We start from the raw sequence: 21,606 nt of genomic DNA on the forward strand, positions 1-21,606 counted from the left end.
TTTACGCTATTTTTCCATTCACTAATTGACGTATATAAGGCAACAAGTCCGACGCTAAGGTTCCGCGCTCACCTTCATTACCCGCTAATTCTCCAGCTCTGGCATGCCATACACCGGCGGCAACAACCGCATCCGCTTCAGTCATACCCTGTGCAACCAGGCCGCTTACCAAGCCAGTCAGCAAGTCACCCATACCACCACTGGCCATTGCCGGACTACCAGCATCCAGAATAAACTGCCCGTGGTCATTGGTCACTAACGAGCCCGCACCTTTTAATAAAATTTGCGCTTCGTATGCATCGCGCAAAGTGCTCAATGCTGCAAAGCGGTCAGATTCTACCTTATTTGCATCGGTATTTAATAATCGAGCTGCTTCACCAGGGTGCGGGGTCAGTATGACGCGTTTCCCAAGCTTCATTTTGGATTGCTTAGAGGACAAAATATTCAATCCGTCGGCATCAATAACCAATGTCTTATCGGACTGCTCGCAATAATTCGTCACCCACTCAAACATCTTGTGCGACCATTCACTCTGCCCAAGGCCCGGACCTAAAGCGATGACACTTGCTTGCTCCATTAATGCCTGGAGGTCTTTCTGAGAATTGGCAGCACGTACCATAGCTTCAGGCTGTGCCGAAGCAACAACCGGTTGAACCTCGGAGTGACAAGCAACCGACACTTTGCCTGCACCGCAGCGCAGCGCGGCTTTCATTGCCAGCACAACCGCTCCGGACATACCCGGTTGGCCACCAACAATAAGAGCATGACCGTTATCGCCTTTGTGCTCACAGGGGCGTCGCAGTGGCAGTCGATTCATAACGTGTTCAGCCGCCATTCTGATATAGCCAGCGTTGTTTTGCTTCGCAAACGTCTCCCCAATACTTAGGTCTTCCAGCACCAACTGCCCTACATGATTCTTCGCTTTTCCGGTCAACAGCCCTCGTTTATACGCAACTAAGCACACCGTTTTGTAGGCTCGAACGGCAATTCCGGGCACCGTTCCTGTATCCGCATTCAATCCCGACGGCACATCCACAGCCAGGACTTTTGCAGAAGCGTCATTTAAGTTTTGTACAAGCTCGGCCGCTGTTCCCTCTAAAGCGCGGTTAAGTCCTACACCAAATAGTGCGTCAACAATCAGGTCATAATGCTGGGGGTTGCAGTCATGAACGACTTTTTCCTGGCCACCGTTTTCGCGCCAGGCTAAGCGTGCGCGCTCTGCGTTACTGTTTGTTTTCGAAGAGATACTCTTGTCCGGCGACAGTGCAAACACGTCTACCTGATAGCCGGCTTCACGCGCCAGGCGGGCGATAATATAGCCGTCACCGCCATTATTGCCCTCACCGCAGCATACCGCTATTTTAGCAGGTGCTTTCAGGTCGTTTTGCAGTTGCTTAAACACGGCCGTGCCCGCTGCAGACATCAGCTGCATCATGCTAATTGAGCAGGCTTCAGCGGCCGCCTCTTCGCCTTGTTGCACCTGTTCCACGGTGTACACGCGTTGTGCTAAACTGACGTTATCAATTGCCGTCATAGCTACTCCTGACCATGTCCAATTCCATTAACTACCAGCAACTGGCCAATGATATTAAGCGTTGGGGCGCAGAGCTGGGCTTTCAAAAAGTGGGTATTACTGACTTAGATCTTAGTAAACATGAAGCCACTTTACAGCAGTGGCTGGACAATGGCTATCACGGCGAAATGGACTTTATGGAGCGCCACGGCATGCTGCGGGCGCGTCCGGCAGAGTTACATCCCGGTTCGGTCAGGGCTATTTCTGTGCGTATGAACTACCTACCCGTTGAAGCAGGTTTCGCCAAGACGCTAAAAGACGGCAGCAAAGGGTATATTTCCCGCTATGCATTAGGGCGTGACTACCACAAGCTTATGCGCAAACGCTTAAAACAACTGGGAGACCGAATAAAAGCTGAGTTTTACGGTACCGATTTTCGACCTTTTGTTGACTCTGCGCCTATTATGGAAAGGCCTCTTGCCGAAAAGGCCGGTTTAGGCTGGACGGGAAAACATACCCTCATTTTAGACCGCGACAGCGGTTCCTGGTTTTTCTTAGGCGAGCTGCTTATCAACCTGCCACTGCCCGTTGATGAACCCGTAGAAGAAGGTTGCGGCACCTGTACTGCCTGTATGACCATTTGCCCCACTCAAGCCATTGTCGCGCCTTATGAGTTGGATGCGCGGCGCTGTATTTCTTATTTAACTATTGAGCTACGCGGCGCCATTCCTGAAGAGTTCCGTCCTCTTATTGGTAACCGCATTTATGGCTGTGATGACTGTCAGCTCATTTGTCCCTGGAACCGCTACGCTCAACTCACCGACGAAGACGACTTTAGCCCCAGGCAAGAACTACATTCACCACAGTTACTCGAATTATGGACTTGGACAGAACAGCAGTTTTTGGACAACTTACAAGGCTCGCCTATTCGCCGCATAGGCTATGAGTGTTGGTTGCGAAATTTGGCTGTTGCTTTAGGTAATGCGCCTTCAGACGCTACCATTATAGAAGCACTCGAGAATAAAACCGAAGGCGTTACCGATATGGTGCAAGAGCATATCGACTGGGCGCTGGAGCGCCAGCGAACTGGCGTTGCTGAAGTCACCAAACAGCTGAAACGATTGGTTCGCGCAGTAGAAAAAGGCCTGCCACGAGACGCTTAGTCTGGCTTAAACACGCCAATAACTTGATCAAATTGACGCTCGCTGCCTCCGCCCTGCTCTTTTGGTTCACTAAAGCGATGTTTGCACTGCACACATTCCACTTGCTCTATGTCGTTTTCAATGAACAACATGAGCGTGTCCATGGCCTCGCATTTCGGGCAAACGGCACCAGCGATAAATCGTTTCTTTTGTCTAGCCACGACAACTCCTGTGTTAGAATTGGCTGCAACGTAGTTAATGATAACGCAGAGTGATTTATGATTCGAGCGCAAAGCATCAGCCTCATGCGTGGTGGCGATGTTTTATTTGAAGACAGCGACTTACAAGTATTCCCCGGACACAAAGTTGGCTTAGTCGGTCGCAACGGCTGTGGGAAGTCATCGCTGTTCTCAATGCTGAAAGGCGAACTCCATGCCGATACAGGCGACTTACACGTACCCTCAGAGTGGCGCATCGCCAGCGTGGCACAGGACACACCGGCACTGGAAAAAGCCGCGATTGATTATGTCATGGACGGTGACACCGAATATCGAGCCTTAGAATCACAATTAGCAGACGCAGAAGCCACCAATAACGGCGAGCAAATTGCGCACTGCCACGACAAATTAGCCGCCATTGGCGCTTACGATATACAAGCGCGAACCGCGTCACTGATGGCGGGTCTAGGCTTTACGCAGTCGCAGTTGCAGCAGCCCGTAAAAGCCTTTTCCGGTGGCTGGCGTATGCGACTAAACCTGGCGCAGGCATTGATTGCTCGAGCTGATTTAATGCTGCTTGATGAACCCACTAACCACCTGGACGTTGACGCTATTTTCTGGCTAGAAGGCTGGCTCAAGCAATACGAAGGGACTCTGATTCTTATTTCACACGACCGCGACTTCCTGGATTCTGTGACCACTGACATAGTTCATATTGAGCATAAGAAACTGAACACCTACAAAGGCAATTACTCTCAATTTGAACGTCAGCGTGCCGAGCATCTGGCTCAGCAGCAAAGTGAATTTGAAAAGGCGCAGGTCATGCGCCAACACCTGCAGAAGTACGTTGACCGCTTTCGCTATAAAGCCAGCAAGGCTAAGCAGGCACAAAGCCGCTTGAAAGCCATTGAAAAACTGCCAACGCAAGCTCCGCTGCGTGCGGAAAGTGGCATTGACTTTCACTTTCTGGAGCCGGAAAAGCTGCCGAACCCATTGCTGACACTGCGCGACGCACAAGCGGGTTACGGTGATACCACCATTCTTGAGCACATCAAACTGAACTTGGTGCCGGGTACTCGCCTGGGGCTTCTCGGCCGCAACGGAGCAGGTAAATCGACGTTAATTAAGCTACTAGCTGGTGAGCTTGCGCCGATGTCCGGTGAGCGCATTGCCAACCCCGGCTTGCGGATTGGTTATTTCGCTCAGCATCAGCTGGAAACACTGGATATGTCCGCGTCCGCGCTGTTGCATTTACAGCGCATGGACAGCAACGCCAGCGAGCAAGCACTACGTGACTTTTTAGGTGGCTTTGGATTTTCCGGCGACCATGCTACAAGGCCGGTTGAGCCAATGTCCGGCGGTGAAAAAGCGCGTTTAGCGTTGGCACTCATTATTTATCAGCGACCTAACTTATTGCTGCTTGATGAGCCCACCAACCATTTAGATTTAGGGCTGCGCGACGCTCTGGTTGCGGCCTTGCAAGAGTACGAAGGCGCGTTAATTGTGGTATCGCACGACCGTCACCTATTGCGCACAACAGTCGACGAATTTTGTCTGGTGGCCGATAAAAAAGCGGAAACCTTCGATGGTGATTTAGATGCGTATCATGCCTGGCTACAGGAGCGAGCCGCGAATGACAAACGAGCAGAGCAAACCGCGCCAAGTCGCCAGCGAGATAATCGCAAAGAGCAAAAACGCAAAGAAGCGGAAATGCGCCAAAAGACGAAACCGCTGCGTCAAACTATTGAAAAAGCCGAAAAGCGCATACAGGTTTTAGAAAACGAACTTGCTGAACTGCATGACAAATTGTCTGACAACAGCCTGTATAACGACGATCGAAAAGCAGACTTACAAACATTATTAGACAAGCAAACCGCCGCTCAGAAAGAGCTGAGTGAATTAGAAGAAACCTGGATGGAAGCAGAAGAGTCACTGGCAGAACTGACCGAAGCGCTGCAGTCAGAGAACGACTAAACAGGAGCACTTATGATTATTCCATGGCAAGACGTCGACACAGAAACCTTAAATAACTTGTTGGAGTCGGTGGTACTGCGAGAAGGGACGGATTATGGCTCACAAGAAATGTCGTTTGATACCAAAGTTGAGCAACTCAAAGAGCAGGTGAAAAGCGGTGAAGCCGTTATTGTGTATTCCGAGTTGCATGAAAGTGTCGACGTTGTGCCCAAAGACAGTGTTACCGGAAACGCGGACGACGAGCAATAAACACCTCTTCCCACGGCACACTTTGGTCACCCAATACTAAGAAATTTGGGTTCAGTAAACTGACCGTGCGGTTGTAGGTAATTGGCTCAAAGTTCTCATTCACGATGCGTCCGCCGGCTTCGCCGACAATAACTTGCGAGGCCGCTGTATCCCACTCCCCTGTCGGTCCCAGCCGTAAAAAACAGTCCGCTTTGCCCTCGGCGATAAAGCATGACTTTAAGGAGCAACTGCCCGTTGGCAGTGGCTGAAGGTCACGTTGGGTTTGCATGCGGCTTAACACTGGTTCCCGTGCCTGACGGCGGCTGATGGCAATAATGAGCGGGTCAGACTCTGGATTTTGCAGCTTACGGACTGAAATCTTTTGCCGTTCAACGGCGTCTTCCTTAAACGCCCCCTGACCTTTCTCTGCATAATACAACGCCTCACCGACTGGCCAGAAAATAACGCCCATTTCGGGTTCATTATTCGAAACATAGGCGATATTCACCGCAAAGTCGCCCGATCGCGCAATAAACTCTTGGGTCCCGTCTATGGGGTCGATAAGAAAGTAAGATTGCCACTTGCGGCGTTCATTGTAGTTTTCATGGTCGCTTTCTTCCGACAATACCGGAATGTGCGGGAAGTGCTGCCGCAAGCGATCTTCAATTAATTCACTGGCAACAATGTCAGCCGTAGTAACGGGCGAATCGTCACGCTTTTCAGAAGTTTTGTAGTCGCGGCGTTCGTACATGGTCATGATGACATCGCCGGCCTCTTTGGCAATCGATTTTAATGTTTCAAGCATCGGCAGACTGACCTCGTTTTCTTAGCAACATCAATAATGCCGCGACACTGCGCGCTTCGGTGAAGTCTGGCTGAGTTAACAAATTATCGGCGTCATCCACCGACCAAGTGACCTTTTCCAGAGGCTCAGGCTCATCACCGGGCAAGCTCTCAGGATAGAGATCGGTTGCGACAAAGATATGCATTTTTGCGGAGAAAAACTGTGGTGCCATCGACACTTCTGTTAGAAACTCGAGGTTATGGCTACCGTAGCCAACTTCTTCTTTTAACTCTCTCTGCGCCGCTTCTTCCGGCGTTTCGCCGGGGTCAATCAAGCCTTTCGGGAAACCGAGCTGATAATCGTGTGAGCCCGCCGCATACTCGCGAATAAGCAGCAATGTTTTGTCGTCCAGACAGGGCACAATCATAACGGCGCCGCGACCGCTGCCTTTCATGCGTTCAAACTGACGCTGTTCGCCATTACTGAATTTTAAATCGACCGCTTCAATGCGCAGCAGCCGACTTTGCGCCACCACGCGACGGGATAAAATTTGAGGGACTTGCTTTTTTGTCATACAACCATCCAAGTCATTGTCTCTCTTTACTATAACGACTCTGCGTACAGAAAACAGTCTGAATTTACGGTTTTTAGAATGAGTGCTAGTATTCAAGCCATTGTAGCGAATAAAGAAGTGATCATTATGACAACGCAAAAGCCCGAGACAGAAACCGAATTTGATGTGGTGGTAATTGGTACAGGTCCCGGCGGTGAAGGCGCTGCAATGCAACTTGCCAAAAGTGGTTATAACGTTGCCATTGTTGAACGTCATAAAGCGCTTGGGGGCGGTTGTACGCACTGGGGAACGATTCCATCAAAGGCATTACGGCACTCGGTTAGCCGACTGATTGAATACAACAACAACCCGCTGTTTTCGGGCCCCGGTTGGCAAAGCGGTATGACCTTCAGTCACATTCTGCACTATGCAGAGTCCGTTATTCGCAAGCAGGTAAAACTGCGCAGCTCTTTTTATGACCGCAACGATGTCACTGTCGTACATGGTACGGCGTCATTCTTAGACAAAAACCGTATTCGTGTGACAAAACTCGACGGCTCCGTTGATGACCTGATTACTCAGCACGTCGTGATTGCATCAGGCTCCCGCCCTTACCATCCCGCGGACATTGACTTTGACCACCCGCGCATTTACGACTCCGACAAAGTCTTGTCGCTGTCACACGAGCCAAAAACCATTTTGATTTACGGTGCGGGTGTGATTGGTAGTGAGTACGCCAGTATCTTCCGTGGTATGGGCGTTAAAGTCGACCTGATCAACCAACGCGACCGCTTACTGTCATTTCTGGATGCGGAAATATCGGACGCTCTCAGTTACCACCTACGCAACAGCGGTGTGGTTATTCGCCATAACGAAGAATATGAAAGTATTACCGGCTATGACGACAAAGTGGTACTAAAAACCAAGTCGGGTAAAACCATGGCGGCGGACTGCTTATTATTCGCTAACGGGCGCTCGGGTAATATCGAAGACTTGAGCTGCGACGTTGTCGGGCTGGAGCCAAACTATCGTGGTCAGCTGGAGGTCAATGAAAATTACCAAACCTCAGTCGACAACATTTACGCGGTGGGCGACATTATTGGCTACCCGAGCCTAGCTAGCGCGGCCTATGATCAAGGACGTATTTGCGCTTCATCCATTATTAATGGCGAAAGTGACAAAGCCTTAGTCAGCGATATACCGACCGGCATCTATACCATTCCAGAAATCAGCTCCGTTGGTAAAACGGAAGAAGAATTGACCGAAATGAAGGTGCCTTACGAGGTGGGACGTGCTCAGTTCAAACACTTGGCGCGTGCACAAATTTCCGGCGCAGACGTTGGCTGCTTGAAACTGCTGTTTCACCGTGAAACTCGAGAGCTATTAGGTTTGCACTGCTTTGGCGAGCGGGCATCCGAAATTGTTCACATTGGCCAGGCTATTATGGAGCAGAAAAACGGCGGCAACACCATCGACTATTTTGTGAATACCACATTCAACTACCCAACCATGGCCGAAGCGTATCGAGTCGCCGCCTTGAACGGTATTAATCGTCTTGCTTTGTAGGTTTGGAGACGGCCTGAAGCGGTAGCTCTATTCGCACACACAAGCCGCCTTCCGGGCGGTTTTTTAATGTTATGCAACCGTCGTGACGGTCGACAATACGCTTAATAATTGCCAGTCCCAGCCCGGAGCCTACGCCACCACGAGCTTTATCGCCCTGCATAAAGGGCTGGAACAATTTCGCTTGTTGCTCTTCGGGAATACCGGGACCGTCATCGCTGACGCTGAACCACACACTTTTTTGTTTTTTATCGTAACCGGAGCTGACCAGTACATTTTGCTTACCGTAACGTTCTGCGTTTTCCAGTAAGTTCACAATAACGCGTTTCATGGACAAAGGCCGCAACCAAACTAACGGTAAGTTACCCAACGCCAATTCAAAATGTTTTTCCCAGTTGTCGGGCACGTTGGCAACGGTTTGCTCTATCAGCTCATTGAGTGACTCTCGACTGCTCTTCTCTTGTTGGTCAAGGCGAACATAGTCAATAAACTGATCGATAATGTCATTCATGTCGTCGATGTCTTCAACAATGCCCTGCGCCAGCGTGTCGTCTTCGGGCATCATTTCTGCCGCTAGCCGAATACGCGTCAATGGTGTACGTAAGTCATGTGAAACGCCAGCCATGAGTAAGTTACGGTCGTTTTCCAGCTCGCGAATGCCTTTGGACATGTGGTTAAACGCACGAGTTACCGCCATAACTTCGCTTGCGCCTTTCTCTTCCAACTGCTTAGGAAATTCACCTCGCCCAACTTTTCGCGCTGACTCTTCCAACGCCTTTAACGGACGGTTTAACCAGTTAGCAAACAGCATGCCGCCCAATACACTCGACACGCCAATAAGCAGCAAATACATAATCAGCGGGGAAAATTGTCCTTTTTGCATGCTTTCTAACGGCACCCGTATCCAAAAGTCAGGCGCTTTGGGTGGCTTCACCCAAATAAAAAATTCACTTCCCTGCGACACACGAACAACAGCCTCACCATCTAGCATCGCGCTCATATCGTCAGACAAATAGCCGTAATAAGTAGAGCTAGTCAGGCCATTTTCTCTGGCTTCTGAGTCACTGAATATCTCTATACCTGTTTCTTCCCGGTAGCGCTCGATAAGCTCACGCTCGGTTTCAGGTGAGTGCTGGCGAGGAATAAACATGGTGCGAATATGCTTGGCAATAAGCTCATTAATTTGCTCAATGGAGGGCTTAACCACATAGTTACTCACCATGACGTAAGAAACGACCTGGTTTATCAGCAAAATCAGTGCAAGCAGCGCAACCGTTCTGGCAAACGCTGACTTTGGAAACAGCTTCATTAGCTTTTCAGTTTACCGTCGGGCACAAACACATAGCCGAGTCCCCACACGGTTTGAATATAACGAGGCTTAGTAGGGTCTTCTTCTAACATACGGCGTAAGCGTGACACCTGTACATCGATAGAACGCTCAAGGGCGCTGTAATCACGACCCCGCGCCAAATGCATGAGTTTGTCTCGGGACAATGGCTGGCGGGCATGGGTCACTAAGGCCTTAAGTACCGCAAATTCACCACTGGTTAACGGCATAGGCGTGTCGCCATGGAACATTTCTCGGGTACCAAGATTAAGGCGAAACTCGCCAAATTCTATTTCTTGATCTTCCTGTGACGGAGCGCCAGGCGCCTCTGAGCCTCGACGGCGCAGTACCGCTCTAATACGGGCCAATAGCTCACGCGGGTTAAACGGCTTAGCCAGGTAGTCATCCGCACCAAGCTCCAGACCAATAATACGATCCACTTCGTCGCCTTTGGCGGTCAGCATAATGACGGGAATATTATTACCTTCGTTCCGCAAACGCTTACAAATCGACAGCCCATCTTCACCCGGCAGCATGAGATCAAGCACCATTAAATGGAAGTTTTCACGTGTCAGTAAACGGTCCATCTGCTCAGAGTCCTGCGCCACACGAACCGTAAAGTTTTGCTCCGTTAAATAGCGCTCCAGCAGGCTACGAAGCCTTGCATCGTCATCCACCACCAGAACTTTTAGTGTTTCCTGCATCATAATTTTATTATCTCAAGCTGCCATGCCTGCCCATAAAGATACACCGCTTTACATAACGAGAGAAGCCAGCTTCTGTTAACAAATGTTTCAGTTATCTTTTCGCTATCGATGCCAGTAGCGTTGCATTTCAACGTACAGGAATGATGCTGTCCAGGTAATAAGTACAAGCCCTGTTAAGCTCTCAATACCCGTTAAAAAACGTAACGCTCCTGTTGGCTCAATATCCCCAAAGCCAACCGTACTGAATACCGTAAAAGAAAAATACAGCGAGTCCAAAAAGCTGCCGTCAAAATTGCCGGTTAAATCGCCAAAGCCATCTCGATGATGCATTAGGTAATAAGCGATGGCAAAAATGGCGACTTCAATAGTATGTGCAATAAGCGCCAGGAAGACACCAAACATTATGCGGATTTGCGTGAAAAGTCGTATATGAGTAATTAGCCAACCAATACGGTTTAACGCCTCGTAATGGAACAATACCGCTAAGCCCACAACTATTGAGTTACACAGAAAAGACACCAACATTATGTCGTTTCCTTTGCATTCGTTAAGGAATACAAGGGCTCGGGTCGCGAAAAGTAGTAGCCCTGGAATTGCGAACAGCCAAGCTTTTCAAGTGTTGCTAACTGCTCTTCGGTTTCAATACCTTCGGCAATAACCTCCATCTCAAGGCTTCGCCCCAAGGCTAAAATCGTTTGTACTATAGCCGTGGCGTTGCTGCCTTGTGTGAGCTCCTGCACAAACGACTGATCGATTTTAAGGCGATTCAACGGTAGCTCTTTTAAGTAGCCCAACGATGCATAACCCGTTCCGAAGTCATCCAATGCGAATGTGATGCCAGACTCTTTCAGCTTTTGCATAGTTTTAGCCGTTTGCTCAATATCATCAATAAGTAAACTCTCCGTAATTTCCAACTCAATGGCAGAACCTGAAAGTCCGGCAATTTTCATTTGTTGGTTCATGTCATCAACGAACTTACTGTGCTTAAACTGGCTAGCACTAACGTTAATAGCTACTCGCACCGGTTTTTCAGGGCTCAAGGTTTGCAACGTTGGTGTATCCGCTAGTACTTTTTTTACTACGAGCTTATGCACACTGCGCATTAACCCCTCACTTTCCGCCAGCGGAATAAACTCACCCGGCGATATCCAGCCCAATTCGTCGTCATGCCAGCGCACTAAAGCTTCGTAACCCATGCACGTTATTTGGTTCGAGCCGCTCACGCGTTCGTACTGCGGTTGATAATAGACCTGCAAGGTTTCTTGGGTAATTGCTTTTCTTAACGCAGATAACAATGCCTGCTGGTGAGAAAAACGTCGCTGCAAACCTGCATTAAAGAACTGCAAGTGCGGTCCGTTAGCTTCTTTGGCCTGAGTTAATGCCAAGTCAACGGCTTGTAATATCTCTTTTTCAGAGGCGCCATCTGACAACAACACAACGCCCATACTGACAGACACTTGCTCTTCTTCACCATCCAGCACATAAGGTGCGGACAGCTTATTTAACAAGGTCGTGAGGCGTTCTCTCAGCTCTTCCACCATGACATAACTGCCATTACGAGGCTGCTGTAAAAACACCATAAACTCATCAGAATTCAGGCGGCCCGCGTCATCTTGCTGGCGTAATTCTTGTTCCAAACGCTGACCAAACTGAATCAACAGCTCGTCACCAATTCCATGACCCCGTCTGTCATTCAACTGTTTGAAATGATCGATATCGAGCAGAATTAACGCGCCTTCACTGTGCTCTTTTGCATAACGTTTTAACCCCTGGCGTAGCCTGTCGAGCATAAAGCGTCTGTTGCCAAGCCCCGTAAGCGGATCAAAGTACGCCAAAGAGTCCAGTTCTTCTTTCATTTGCTTGTATTCGGAGACATCAGTGGAAATACCACAAACACCGACCAACTCATCATTGGCGTTGTATAAAGGCACTTTCACCGACCAATAATGGTGTGGCGTTTTATCACCCGGTAGATAATTCACCTCAGCCTGCGCAGAACGCTCACGGGTAGAAAGCACTTTCTTGTCCAATTCGACCAGCTCATCGGCTGTGGTTTTATCAAATAAGTCGTAGTCATCCTTTCCGATAATATCGGCCGCATCCATACCAAACAGATCAACCACTCGCTGGTTTACGTATTCGTAACGTAGTTCAGTGTTTTTAATGAAAATATACGCATCGACGCTACTTAAAATAATATCCAGTCGCTGTTTATTCTCTTTTAACTCAGACGTTTTCTCGCGGACTTTTTTGCGCAATTCGTAATTAAATAACAGACCAATGCATAACCCCAGTGCTAATAACCCGAGTAGCCACCAAACATAGGCCGGAATTTGGATAGGTTGTTGTTGCGAGCTCCAGTTTTTTATAATTTGATAGTATTGAGACTGTTTATCGGCTTTTAGCTGGCGAATATCACGATCAATCGTAGCCAACACCTCGCTTCCGCTACCCTGATGCATAGCAAAGTACAACTTATTAGGCAAAAACATAATGGGCGTCATTTCAATTTTGCGCTTGGCGACTTGTTGATTTCCGAAAAACTGATTTGTCGCTACCGCATCAGCTTCTTGGCTATTAACGGCTTCAAAACCTTCAGTAAAGGAGTTAACCGGCAGTAATTCAGTCGATAACTCAAAACTAGCGATAATATTGCGCAGATGTTCTTGCTGAACAGAGCCTCTCAGCACGGCCACCTTTTTGTTATCCAGGTCGAGAACGTTTGTAATACCCGCTTTTTCACTCGCATAAATTTGTGACCAGCTGAGCAGCGCGTACTCACTATGAAAGGACATCCACTCGTCGCGCGCAGGTGTTTTAGCAACGTCCGGCATGATATCAATATCGCCAGTTTCTAACTGACGCAAGCATTGTTCCCACTCACACTCAACCGGAATAAGCTGCCAACCATGGCGCTCTGCAATGAGCGTTAATAAGTCGCCGTGAATACCGCTCAGCTCGCCATCTTCACCGAACATAATTTTTGGCGGATTGTGGTAGACACCGACTTTCAACGTAGTCTCTTGTGCCATTACCGATGCGCTGACCACCGCAAGCGGTATCAGCAGGTACCGGATATAACGCAAGATGGATAGTCGCAAATAATTAACGGTCACGTTTATGCCCTTTGCTGTCCGCTAAATAGTCATAAAGTCCATAATACAGCAGCGGAACGACCAGAACGGTTAAGAGCGTCGATGCCGCTAGACCAAACATCAACGAAATGGCTAAACCATTGAATATAGGGTCAGACAGAATGAAGTATGCACCTATCATAGCCGATACTGCTGTTAATACTATTGGTTTTAAACGTACAGCGCCGGAAAGTACCACCGCATCTTCCAGTGAGTACCCTTCATCGATAAGTTGGCGAATAAACACCACCAGCAAAATTGAGTTGCGCACAATAATACCGGCCAGAGCAATCATGCCTATCATAGAAGTGGCAGTGAATTCTTTCCCAAGCAACCAATGACCCGGCAATATGCCCACCAGGGTTAAGGGTATTGGTGACATAATAATTAACGGCATCAAATACGAACGGAATTGAGCAACCAGCAATACGAATATCATGAAAATACCCACGCTGTACGCAATTCCCATATCTCGGAAGGTTTCGTAGGTAATTTGCCACTCACCATCCCACTTAATAGCAACAGGTCCGCTTGCGGAAGGTTGATTGATAAAAAACTGCTCCGGTGGGTTGTCCATTTCATCAATTAAGGAAACCAGCTCAAACATGCCGTATATGGGTGAGTCGGTTTCCCCCGCCATATTTGCCTGCACATAAGTCACCGGCTGCAAATCTTTGTGGTAACGGCTGCCCTGCCACTGTTCCGTCTCCAAAGAGGCAAACGACGATATTGGCACCATAGCCCCGTTTTGTGAGCGAACATTAAGCGACAGTATCTGCTGTTTCTGTGCTTTAGCACCTTCATTTAACTGTACCCGTATGGGAACGGCATACTTCGCTGTATCTTTATGTAAGTAGCCTGCTGGCTGCGCATTAATAAGCAGCGTTAATGACTGAGTCACCTGCTGTTGGGAAATACCCAGTTGTGCCGCTCGTTGACGGTCAACCTTCAGGAACCAGCGGTCAACGTTATCCGTTACCGTTGAATCTTTGTCGACAAGCCCTCTAACGTCAGGCATTTTAGCCAAAATGGTTTCAGCTAATTCAATTTGCTGCTCTGCATTCCCGCCATAAATTTCAGCTACTATCGGTGCTAACACTGGCGGCCCCGGCGGCACTTCAACGACTTTTATTGCCGCTCCAAAAGGTTTAGCTATATCGGTCAAAGACGAGCGTATATCACGAGCAATCTCGTGCGAAGCTCGTTCACGTTCCTCTTTATTTTTCAGGTTGACCTGAATGTCACCCTGATTAGGCTGGCTTCGCAGATAATACTGGCGCACCAAACCATTAAAGTTAATGGGAGATGCCGTACCCGCATACGCTTGCCAGCTTTCCACTTCGTCCACGGTGGTTAAATAATTACCTAACGCAACCTGAAGTCGCTGTGTTTCTTCCATGGCGGCATCATCTGGCATATCGACCACAATTTGCAGCTCTGACTTATTATCAAAGGGCAGCATCTTGAGAATGACACCTTTATACACCGGTAACAGCATCACCAAAATTAATAACGCAAAAACACCGGCACCAAACAGAGCTCGTCTTCCCCGGCGTTTGTTTCCTAACAGCGGCCTTAATAATTTCTCGAAAACCGCTTTGAGTTTATCTGACGTACCCGCTGCCGAGTCACTTTCATCATCACTGTCTTTGCCGCGTTCTTTGTTTAATAACCGCAGCGCCAGCCAGGGCGCAACAATAAAGGCCATTAACTGAGAAAACACCATGCCGGCAGATGCATTAATAGGAATTGGGCTCATATAGGGACCCATTAACCCACTGACAAAGGCCATAGGAATTAACGCCGCCATAATGGTCAGCGTTGCCATAATCGTTGGCGACCCCACCTCATCAACGGCTTTGGGAATGGTTTCAGTCAACGCTTTTTTGGAGTTGCGCACTCGCCGGTGAATGTTCTCAGTAATAACAATGCCGTCATCGACTAAAATGCCAATTGAAAAAATGAGCGCGAACAATGAAACCCGGTTTAACGTAAAGCCCCATGCCCAGCTAAATACCAGAGTGAACAGTAAGGTCACCATGACCGCAATGCCGACAATAACCGCCTGGCGCCAGCCCATGCTCAGCAACACCAGCAATATAACTGAAACCGTCGCAGAAATAAGATCAGACACTAACTGGTTAAACTTATCGGTCGCTGTTTTACCGTAGTCGCGCGTGACTGACACTTCGATATCGATAGGAAGCAGCTCGTTCTCTAATTCAGCCAGCCGCTGCCGAACCGCATTGGTTATATCAATGGCATTCTTGCCCGGCTTTTTAGACACCGCCAACGTCACCGCCGGATAGACCTGACGCTCTCCGTCTAAACCGCCCATTAAAACAGACTGTACCGGTTGGCTGCCGCTGTCTTTAACTAAAGCAACATCGGTAAGATAAATGGGACGCCCTTTTGCGGTACCTACCACTAAAGACTTCATATCGTCGACTGACTGCAGGAAGCCACCCGCCTGAAACGGCACCGCTAACCCATTTTGCGTTACCCGCGTTTCCGGAGCCGCAGTATTGGACGCATCTATGGCTTGCTTTATGTCTAACACGGTTAGGCCGTAACCCGAAAGCTTACTGCTATCCACTTCCACATTGATATGCTGACGCGCAGCACCATGCGTTTTAATGTCACGCGTGCCGGGAATCTGTTTTAACGCGATTTCCAACCGATGAGCGAGTGCCGTTAACTGTTCGGCGCTTTTTACCTGATCTTTATCGTAAAGCGTGAGCGTCATTATCGGCACATCGTCGATGCTGCGAGGCTTCACCACTGGCTGCATAACACCCAGGCCAGGAGGAAACCAGTCAACGTTCGATTGCGTCTTGTTGTAAAGCGTAACCAGAGCTTCTTGCCTGGGCACGCCCACCTCAAACTGCACTGTCAGTACCGCCTGGCCGGCGCGCGACACCGAATAAACGTGTTCTACTTTCGGCATTTCGCTGAGAATTTGCTCGCCCGGTATGGCGATAAGCTGCTCAACCTCCTGCATAGAAGCGCCGGGAAAGCCCACCATAATGTCAGCCATGGTGACATCAATTTGAGGCTCTTCTTCTTTCGGGGTAATGAGCACAGCCACAATACCCATAACAATGCCAAGCAGGCATATCAGTGGTGTGAGTTCAGAACGCTGGAAAATATCGGCGATAACGCCGGACGGTCCCAGCTTTTTATCGCTGTTACTCATCGAGCATAGCCTCCGCAGACGCGAGAACTTGCTCGCCTTCGGCTAAGCCGGCCAGTATTTCCACTTGACCGTTTGTGCGTTCACCAACGCGCACCTGCCGCAGCTGAGGCGTATCGCTTTCCCCCAAAACATACACTCCCCGAAATTCGCCTTCTATCAATAAAGCGTTTTTGGGTACAAGCAAGGCATTACGTTCACCAACCGCCACTTTCACTTTTACCAACATACCAGGGAATAAGGCGCCTTCGGGATCGTGTAAGTTCAAACGCAGTCGGAATGTGTGTGACTGCTCACTTGCGTAAGGGTAAAAAGTCATAGAGGCAATCGACAATTCTCGACCGTTATTAGTCACAACGTCAGCGTCACGATTGTTGCGTACATAAGTCGCGTACTGCTGAGGTAATTCAGTGACGACTCTTAGCTGCTCCAGTGAGAGTCCCGACATAAGCGGCTGACCCGGTTGAACTGACTCGCCTAATTCAACAAAGCGTTCAGTAACAATACCGGCGTATGGTGCTCGAACCTCTGTGTAGCTTAACTGCTTTTGAGCTTCTTCCACCGCTGCTTTTGCGTCAGAGACGCCAGCTTTTCTAGTTTCTAGCTGCGTTTCTGCCTCGTCTTTTTCGGCTTCTGAAGCGACATTCTGTTCATACAGCTCGCTAATGCGCTTAAAACGTTTTTGCGCATCGTTCAATGTCGCCTGAGCGCTTTCTAAATTCGCTTCCGCTCTATTAAGTCGCGCTTTTTGTTCTGTGTCATCCAGCCTCACAATGAGCTGGTTAGCAGATACCGCGTCGTCAACATCCACCGGGAGCTCAACAACAGTTCCTGAGGTTTGGGCAGACACAGTACTTTGATTGATAGCTTCAACCACGCCTTCCAGACTTAACGCTTCATTGATTGTCTGTTTTTTTACGGTGAAGGACTCTTGGGCCACAGTCGGAGCCACTAATAGGCCTGCCATTAAAAGCGTCGATAGTGCCGACTTAAAAATTTCCGTTTTCATGACGTTCACCGCAATGTGTAGTTGAGTTTCTACGATAGTAACACTACTTGCATCAAGTGTAATAGAGGCTTCAAATAGGTCAAATTTGTTGATGGAACAGGAAGTTAGGCGAGTTACCAGAAGGCTCAAATTTCGCGGGTACGTTTGTAGTGCAAACGGTACAAAGCTGCCAGCATCAGGCATATAAGACCCGGCACAAGCAGGGCCTGAAACTGTAATTGGGTAAACAAATAGGCGCTCGAAGTTATAGCCACAACTTCTTACCATCAATCCAGCGAATAGAAACGGCATACCAGTAGGCAGAGCCCCAAAATACTAAAAAGATTAGTAGGAAAGGATGGAAATACACACCCACCAAGCCTAAGAAACCGATAATAAAACAGGCTAGCTCCCACCTTAAAACCGCGCTTCGTTTACGAATACCCCACACGCCCATACGAACCCATAGTGGTGCTTCTTTCCAGGATTCTGCATCTTTATCAATCACGTCAATCTCCTCAGTTAACTTTGTAATATCAGTTTCAAACACCGAAGAGAGTGAGTTGATGGTTTCCATGCTCGCCGCATGACCAGCTTCAACACGTTGAATAGTTCTAAGACTTAAGCCAGACAGTGTCGCCAAGTGGTCCTGAGACCATCCTCTTTTTTTACGAAGTGTTTTTATAATCATTATTCTACTCCTCGGTGAGGGGCTAACCTACCGAAATTACGGCACTGTCGGTAACGACAGCAGTGCGTCATAATGACGCCACCACCCTGTTCCGCCCGTCACGCTTGCCTTCATACAGTCTGTTGTCGGCGCGGGTAATGAGTGCATCGAGGTCGTCTTCCGGAGTGGCAACAGCAACGCCTATGGTCACGCTCAGTTGCAGGTCTTTAAATTCATTGTCTAAAGAGAGTGCTTCGACATTGTGCTTTAAGCGCTCGGCCACGACAGTGGCATCAGCAGGGCTTGTATGGGGCAAACCGACAACAAATTCCTCACCACCAAAGCGGCCAATAATGTCGGTTGGGCGAAGTGACTGCTGACATACTGCGGCTATTTTGGTCAGAATGACGTCGCCACGAGTGTGACCCCAAGTGTCATTAATTTTCTTGAAATGATCGACGTCTATCATGAACAAACAAAACGACGCACCTTCCAACCGAGACCGTTGCAGCAGAGCTTCCGCCCGCTTCATAAAGTGACTTCGGCTGTCCACACCGGTTAGCGTGTCACGTTCTGCCACCATACGAAGCTGAGCCTCCAGCGACTTGCGGTGCTTAATTTCCTGATGCAAGTCCCGGTTTTGATCGCGCTCTTCATTCAGTAACGCATATTGCTTTCGCTGCAACCGCTCTAAACGCCGAAGTGACGAGTAGCCGACGATATTGGCCATTGCAATTAACAGACCTATCCGAACAGCGCCTTCTGCACTCACCCCGGCATACATCATCGCGGCTGCCAAAAAGGTAATACTCACAAACGCGCTCGCCAGCGCCGCTACCGTCAATAAATTAGGAATCAGCAAATAGAACGCGATTAAAGCAACTACAATGGCAGTAACCTGAGTGCCAATGCTCTCCGGACGCAGTGGCACAATAAGAATAATACCTATAGCAAAAATCCAAAGCGGCACTGCGTGTAGCCAGGCTTTTTTAGCATAACCACCGGCTTTACCAATAATAAACGCTATTGCTAAACACGAGCTCACCACCGTAATGCGCATGGCCAGCAGCAAGTAATACTCTTGGGTAAGCCCGAGAAGGTTGTAGTCGGTAATGCCGAACATGGCAAAAATAGCAGACGCCAGAATTAACGCCAACCGCGCGTCAGAGCGAACGTTGGGAGCAATAAAATATCGGTAATTTAGCTCTTTTTGCCTATCGCAAAACTGACCCGTTAGCCAATGTATGTCATTTTGTTCTTGTTGTTGTGACAAATGCTTTCCCTGCTAAAGCAGTTTCAATTGAACGAGTAATGGCTAATTTTGACCTTTTTTTCGTCGCTTTGCAGTATTTTTTAACGTTTTACAAACAAAAACATTACCCTTTCAACGCATGAACCGTCTTTTTCGTATCGCTAATATTCTTAGTCAGTTCATCAAGCAACGTTTGGTATTCCGCAGACTGTTGGCCCAACTGGGTGTTTTTTACGGCAGTTTCCAGCGCTTCATCTTCCTGCAAGCACTTATCTAAAATCGCGTTTTTCGCATCGACCGAGAACAACTTTGTCAGTTCACCTTGAATAACCTGCATCAACGTTTTGTCGGGGTCCGGTTTGGCCGGCAACTCACCCAGCTCTTTTACAACATTCTCAAACGGTTTAATAAAAGACGCTCGTTCGTCAGCGATGGCTTCCAATTTATTCGCCAACTCACCGTCTTCCAGCACACTCGCTATTTCGCGGTAGTAGTCCTTGGTCTCAACAATCAGCTTTAGAATTTCGATGCTATCGGCCTGATCATCTGTGCGTAAAATCGGCATATTATTCCTTGCTCTTCGTTGAATTTGGCATATCGCCCACAATAACCTCTATTGCTTTCGGTATCACCTCAAATTCAGCGGGCGTATCGGTTTTGTGTTCACCATCGGCATGAATCTGCTTAGGTTTTGACGTCTTAACACTCATTTTTTTGACTTTCTTACACACCACACGCTCGGCCACCCGCAAGTTACCATTTCTCAAATTAAAACCCAGTAACAGCAACTGCCACCAGCGCTGAGGCTTCAAACAAAATAAGTTCAGTTGTCCGTCTAACAGCGTCGAGTCTTCGTCCACAATATTGCCGCCACCGTAAAAGCGACCATTACCCACCGCCAAGTGAATTGCTCTTAAGCGCTCTTCGTCGCCGTCGGCGGTTATAGTGACCCTGAAGCTTTTATTACGCTTAATAACTCGAATAAAGGCGCCGAGATACGCGAACACTCCAAGGTACTTTTTCATGTCCGAGGTAAGCTTATGCGTGACCTCTACACCCAGCCCAATATGCGCCACATTCACAAAATAGTGGCTGTTCACCTTCGCAAGGTTAATGCGCTCACGCTTGCCGTTCGCAATAACCCGGGCTGCTTGCACAACATCCTGCGGGACGCCTAACGAACGCGCTAAATCATTCGCCGTGCCCATCGGCAAAATCGCCAGGGTCTGATTGTATTTATGGGCTGGCTCTAACGCTGCACTAATGGTCCCGTCGCCACCGGCGACTATAATGACACCGTTTTCCTTGTCATAATTTTCAATGCAGGACACCATATCCGAAGGACTTTCCGTAACACACACGTCTACTTCAACGCCAGCGCTTCTAAATAAGGCAATAGCGTCGTCAAGCTCGTCAGCGTGACCATCACGACTTTTCGGGTTCACCACTAACAGCGCATGCTGCATTGTTCAGTCCGTTTTTAGTAAGTGTTGATTTCACTATAAGGGCTTTGCAGAGGAGCTTCAAAGCACTGACGGAATTTTTACGCTATTGAGGGTGCTGAGGCCGGCTCAATCTAGTGATAAAATAGGTGCTCTGCAGCATAAACGACTGTTAGCGTCGTACTAATAACAAGTACATTGATACTTGCGCGAACACCCCACGGAAAGGAGCCGTAAGAGACTGATAGCGCCTTTGAAGCAATAACCAACAGACCCATTAGGCCGAACCAGGGAGTAAAGAATACAACAAGTTTCCATTTCACAAGAGAAACGGCGACATCATGTACAAAACCACTCACAAGAAAGGTTATAAAAACAGCCAGCCAACCCGGCGCGAATGAGCCCATTGGTCTCATCACATGACGCGATAAATAATAGCCCCATATTGGGTTCCAGTAATGCCAAAAAACAGGAAACGAGCTAGCGCCCAAAGAGCGATGCAGCATATTCCGCATAGAGCCTTTTGCGCCTAACGACACCCCATTCCTTTTCCTAACATAACGCGATAATGACATGGCATTTTGCATAATCCGCTTCCTAAATATCAGCTGCCGAACGAGAAAAAGACACCGACAGCCAGCTCAGCCCAAACATAAATCAAGCCCATTAAGACAACAATGGCTGCAAGCTGGAATTGTTTTTTGGACAGCTTTCGAGCGAGAAGTATTAGTGAAGAGCCAACCACTAACAATAACGCACCCATTATCACGAAATCGGAGAGAGCCCAGTGAACATCATTGCTAAACTGCATGGCAACCAGCGGGATAAATAGAAGACAGCAGGTCGTCAGTAAGACCCAGGCAAAGGCGTTTTTTTGTTGTAATATTTCTCTCATGGCTTTATTCCTTTAGTCGTGGT

20 protein-coding genes are annotated in these 21,606 nt (G+C 48.5%); 4 read left to right on the top strand and 16 right to left on the bottom strand.

Annotated features, from left to right (window positions below):
• Position 1: 1 nt before the first annotated feature.
• Positions 2-1,534, bottom strand: coding sequence for an NAD(P)H-hydrate dehydratase (locus tag CWC33_RS04075; RefSeq protein ID WP_100690884.1), 1,533 nt, complete (start codon positions 1,532-1,534; stop codon positions 2-4).
• Positions 1,535-1,548: 14 nt separating this feature from the next.
• Here CWC33_RS04075 and queG point away from each other — a divergent pair, with 14 nt between their 5' ends.
• Entirely contained in the window at positions 1,549-2,676 is a 1,128-nt protein-coding gene (gene queG, locus CWC33_RS04080) for a tRNA epoxyqueuosine(34) reductase QueG (protein WP_100690885.1), read from the top strand.
• Here queG and CWC33_RS04085 read toward each other — a convergent pair.
• Positions 2,673-2,876 carry a YheV family putative zinc ribbon protein gene (locus CWC33_RS04085; protein WP_053953135.1) on the bottom strand — a complete coding sequence of 68 codons (204 nt, stop codon included), beginning with the start codon at positions 2,874-2,876 and terminating at the stop codon, positions 2,673-2,675. The genes queG and CWC33_RS04085 overlap by 4 nt on opposite strands.
• 57 nt (positions 2,877-2,933) lie before the next feature.
• Here CWC33_RS04085 and CWC33_RS04090 point away from each other — a divergent pair, with 57 nt between their 5' ends.
• Together CWC33_RS04090 and CWC33_RS04095 are read left to right on the top strand one after the other, a co-directional pair.
• On the top strand, positions 2,934-4,847 hold the full coding sequence (locus CWC33_RS04090; RefSeq protein ID WP_100690886.1) for an ATP-binding cassette domain-containing protein: 1,914 nt from the start codon (positions 2,934-2,936) through the stop codon (positions 4,845-4,847).
• Between the two features lie 12 nt (positions 4,848-4,859).
• Complete coding sequence (locus CWC33_RS04095; RefSeq protein ID WP_100690887.1) at positions 4,860-5,096, top strand: YheU family protein; 237 nt, start codon at positions 4,860-4,862, stop codon at positions 5,094-5,096.
• Here the strand turns inward: CWC33_RS04095 and cysQ are convergent.
• Entirely contained in the window at positions 5,068-5,880 is an 813-nt protein-coding gene (cysQ, locus tag CWC33_RS04100) for a 3'(2'),5'-bisphosphate nucleotidase CysQ (RefSeq protein ID WP_088769041.1), read from the bottom strand. The two genes, CWC33_RS04095 and cysQ, sit on opposite strands and share 29 nt — an antisense overlap.
• Positions 5,873-6,433: an ADP compounds hydrolase NudE gene (nudE, locus tag CWC33_RS04105; RefSeq protein ID WP_100690888.1), complete on the bottom strand. Its 561-nt coding sequence runs from the start codon at positions 6,431-6,433 to the stop codon at positions 5,873-5,875. Before nudE ends, cysQ begins: the two co-directional genes overlap by 8 nt.
• A gap of 126 nt (positions 6,434-6,559) precedes the next feature.
• Between nudE and sthA the strand changes: the two genes are divergently transcribed.
• Positions 6,560-7,978 carry a Si-specific NAD(P)(+) transhydrogenase gene (gene sthA, locus CWC33_RS04110; protein ID WP_100692267.1) on the top strand — a complete coding sequence of 473 codons (1,419 nt, stop codon included), beginning with the start codon at positions 6,560-6,562 and terminating at the stop codon, positions 7,976-7,978.
• On the opposite strand, the gene envZ is transcribed toward sthA, so the two are convergent.
• The 12 genes from envZ to CWC33_RS04170 all read right to left on the bottom strand — a co-directional run bounded on the left by envZ (position 7,959) and on the right by CWC33_RS04170 (position 21,583).
• A complete protein-coding gene (gene envZ, locus CWC33_RS04115; protein ID WP_100690889.1) occupies positions 7,959-9,284 on the bottom strand; it encodes a two-component system sensor histidine kinase EnvZ in 1,326 nt (441 codons plus the stop codon). The two genes, sthA and envZ, sit on opposite strands and share 20 nt — an antisense overlap.
• The gene (gene ompR / locus CWC33_RS04120) at positions 9,284-10,009 is read right to left on the bottom strand and encodes an osmolarity response regulator transcription factor OmpR (RefSeq protein WP_157776086.1); all 726 of its coding nucleotides are present in this window, start codon (positions 10,007-10,009) and stop codon (positions 9,284-9,286) included. Before ompR ends, envZ begins: the two co-directional genes overlap by 1 nt.
• Before the next feature lie 102 nt (positions 10,010-10,111).
• The gene (locus CWC33_RS04125) at positions 10,112-10,534 is read right to left on the bottom strand and encodes a potassium channel family protein (protein ID WP_100690890.1); all 423 of its coding nucleotides are present in this window, start codon (positions 10,532-10,534) and stop codon (positions 10,112-10,114) included.
• The gene (locus CWC33_RS04130; RefSeq protein WP_232709838.1) at positions 10,534-13,125 is read right to left on the bottom strand and encodes an EAL domain-containing protein; all 2,592 of its coding nucleotides are present in this window, start codon (positions 13,123-13,125) and stop codon (positions 10,534-10,536) included. Before CWC33_RS04130 ends, CWC33_RS04125 begins: the two co-directional genes overlap by 1 nt.
• Positions 13,115-16,339: an efflux RND transporter permease subunit gene (locus tag CWC33_RS04135; protein ID WP_100690891.1), complete on the bottom strand. Its 3,225-nt coding sequence runs from the start codon at positions 16,337-16,339 to the stop codon at positions 13,115-13,117. The genes CWC33_RS04130 and CWC33_RS04135 overlap by 11 nt, the downstream gene beginning before the upstream one ends.
• The gene (locus tag CWC33_RS04140) at positions 16,332-17,345 is read right to left on the bottom strand and encodes an efflux RND transporter periplasmic adaptor subunit (RefSeq protein WP_157803476.1); all 1,014 of its coding nucleotides are present in this window, start codon (positions 17,343-17,345) and stop codon (positions 16,332-16,334) included. The genes CWC33_RS04135 and CWC33_RS04140 overlap by 8 nt, the downstream gene beginning before the upstream one ends.
• 244 nt (positions 17,346-17,589) lie before the next feature.
• Positions 17,590-18,015, bottom strand: a complete 426-nt coding sequence (locus CWC33_RS04145) for a helix-turn-helix domain-containing protein (protein WP_100690893.1) — start codon at positions 18,013-18,015, stop codon at positions 17,590-17,592.
• Positions 18,016-18,082: 67 nt separating this feature from the next.
• On the bottom strand, positions 18,083-19,267 hold the full coding sequence (locus tag CWC33_RS04150) for a GGDEF domain-containing protein (protein WP_100690894.1): 1,185 nt from the start codon (positions 19,265-19,267) through the stop codon (positions 18,083-18,085).
• Positions 19,268-19,370: 103 nt separating this feature from the next.
• Positions 19,371-19,811 carry a DUF2383 domain-containing protein gene (locus CWC33_RS04155; RefSeq protein ID WP_100690895.1) on the bottom strand — a complete coding sequence of 147 codons (441 nt, stop codon included), beginning with the start codon at positions 19,809-19,811 and terminating at the stop codon, positions 19,371-19,373.
• 1 nt (position 19,812) lies between these two features.
• Positions 19,813-20,712 carry a lipid kinase gene (locus tag CWC33_RS04160; RefSeq protein ID WP_100690896.1) on the bottom strand — a complete coding sequence of 300 codons (900 nt, stop codon included), beginning with the start codon at positions 20,710-20,712 and terminating at the stop codon, positions 19,813-19,815.
• Between the two features lie 110 nt (positions 20,713-20,822).
• Positions 20,823-21,275: an MBOAT family O-acyltransferase gene (locus CWC33_RS04165; RefSeq protein WP_100690897.1), complete on the bottom strand. Its 453-nt coding sequence runs from the start codon at positions 21,273-21,275 to the stop codon at positions 20,823-20,825.
• 17 nt (positions 21,276-21,292) lie between these two features.
• Positions 21,293-21,583 carry a hypothetical protein gene (locus CWC33_RS04170; RefSeq protein WP_100690898.1) on the bottom strand — a complete coding sequence of 97 codons (291 nt, stop codon included), beginning with the start codon at positions 21,581-21,583 and terminating at the stop codon, positions 21,293-21,295.
• Positions 21,584-21,606: the final 23 nt, after the last annotated feature.

Origin of the sequence: Idiomarina sp. X4 (assembly GCF_002808045.1) — a bacterium.
Classification (GTDB): domain Bacteria; phylum Pseudomonadota; class Gammaproteobacteria; order Enterobacterales; family Alteromonadaceae; genus Idiomarina.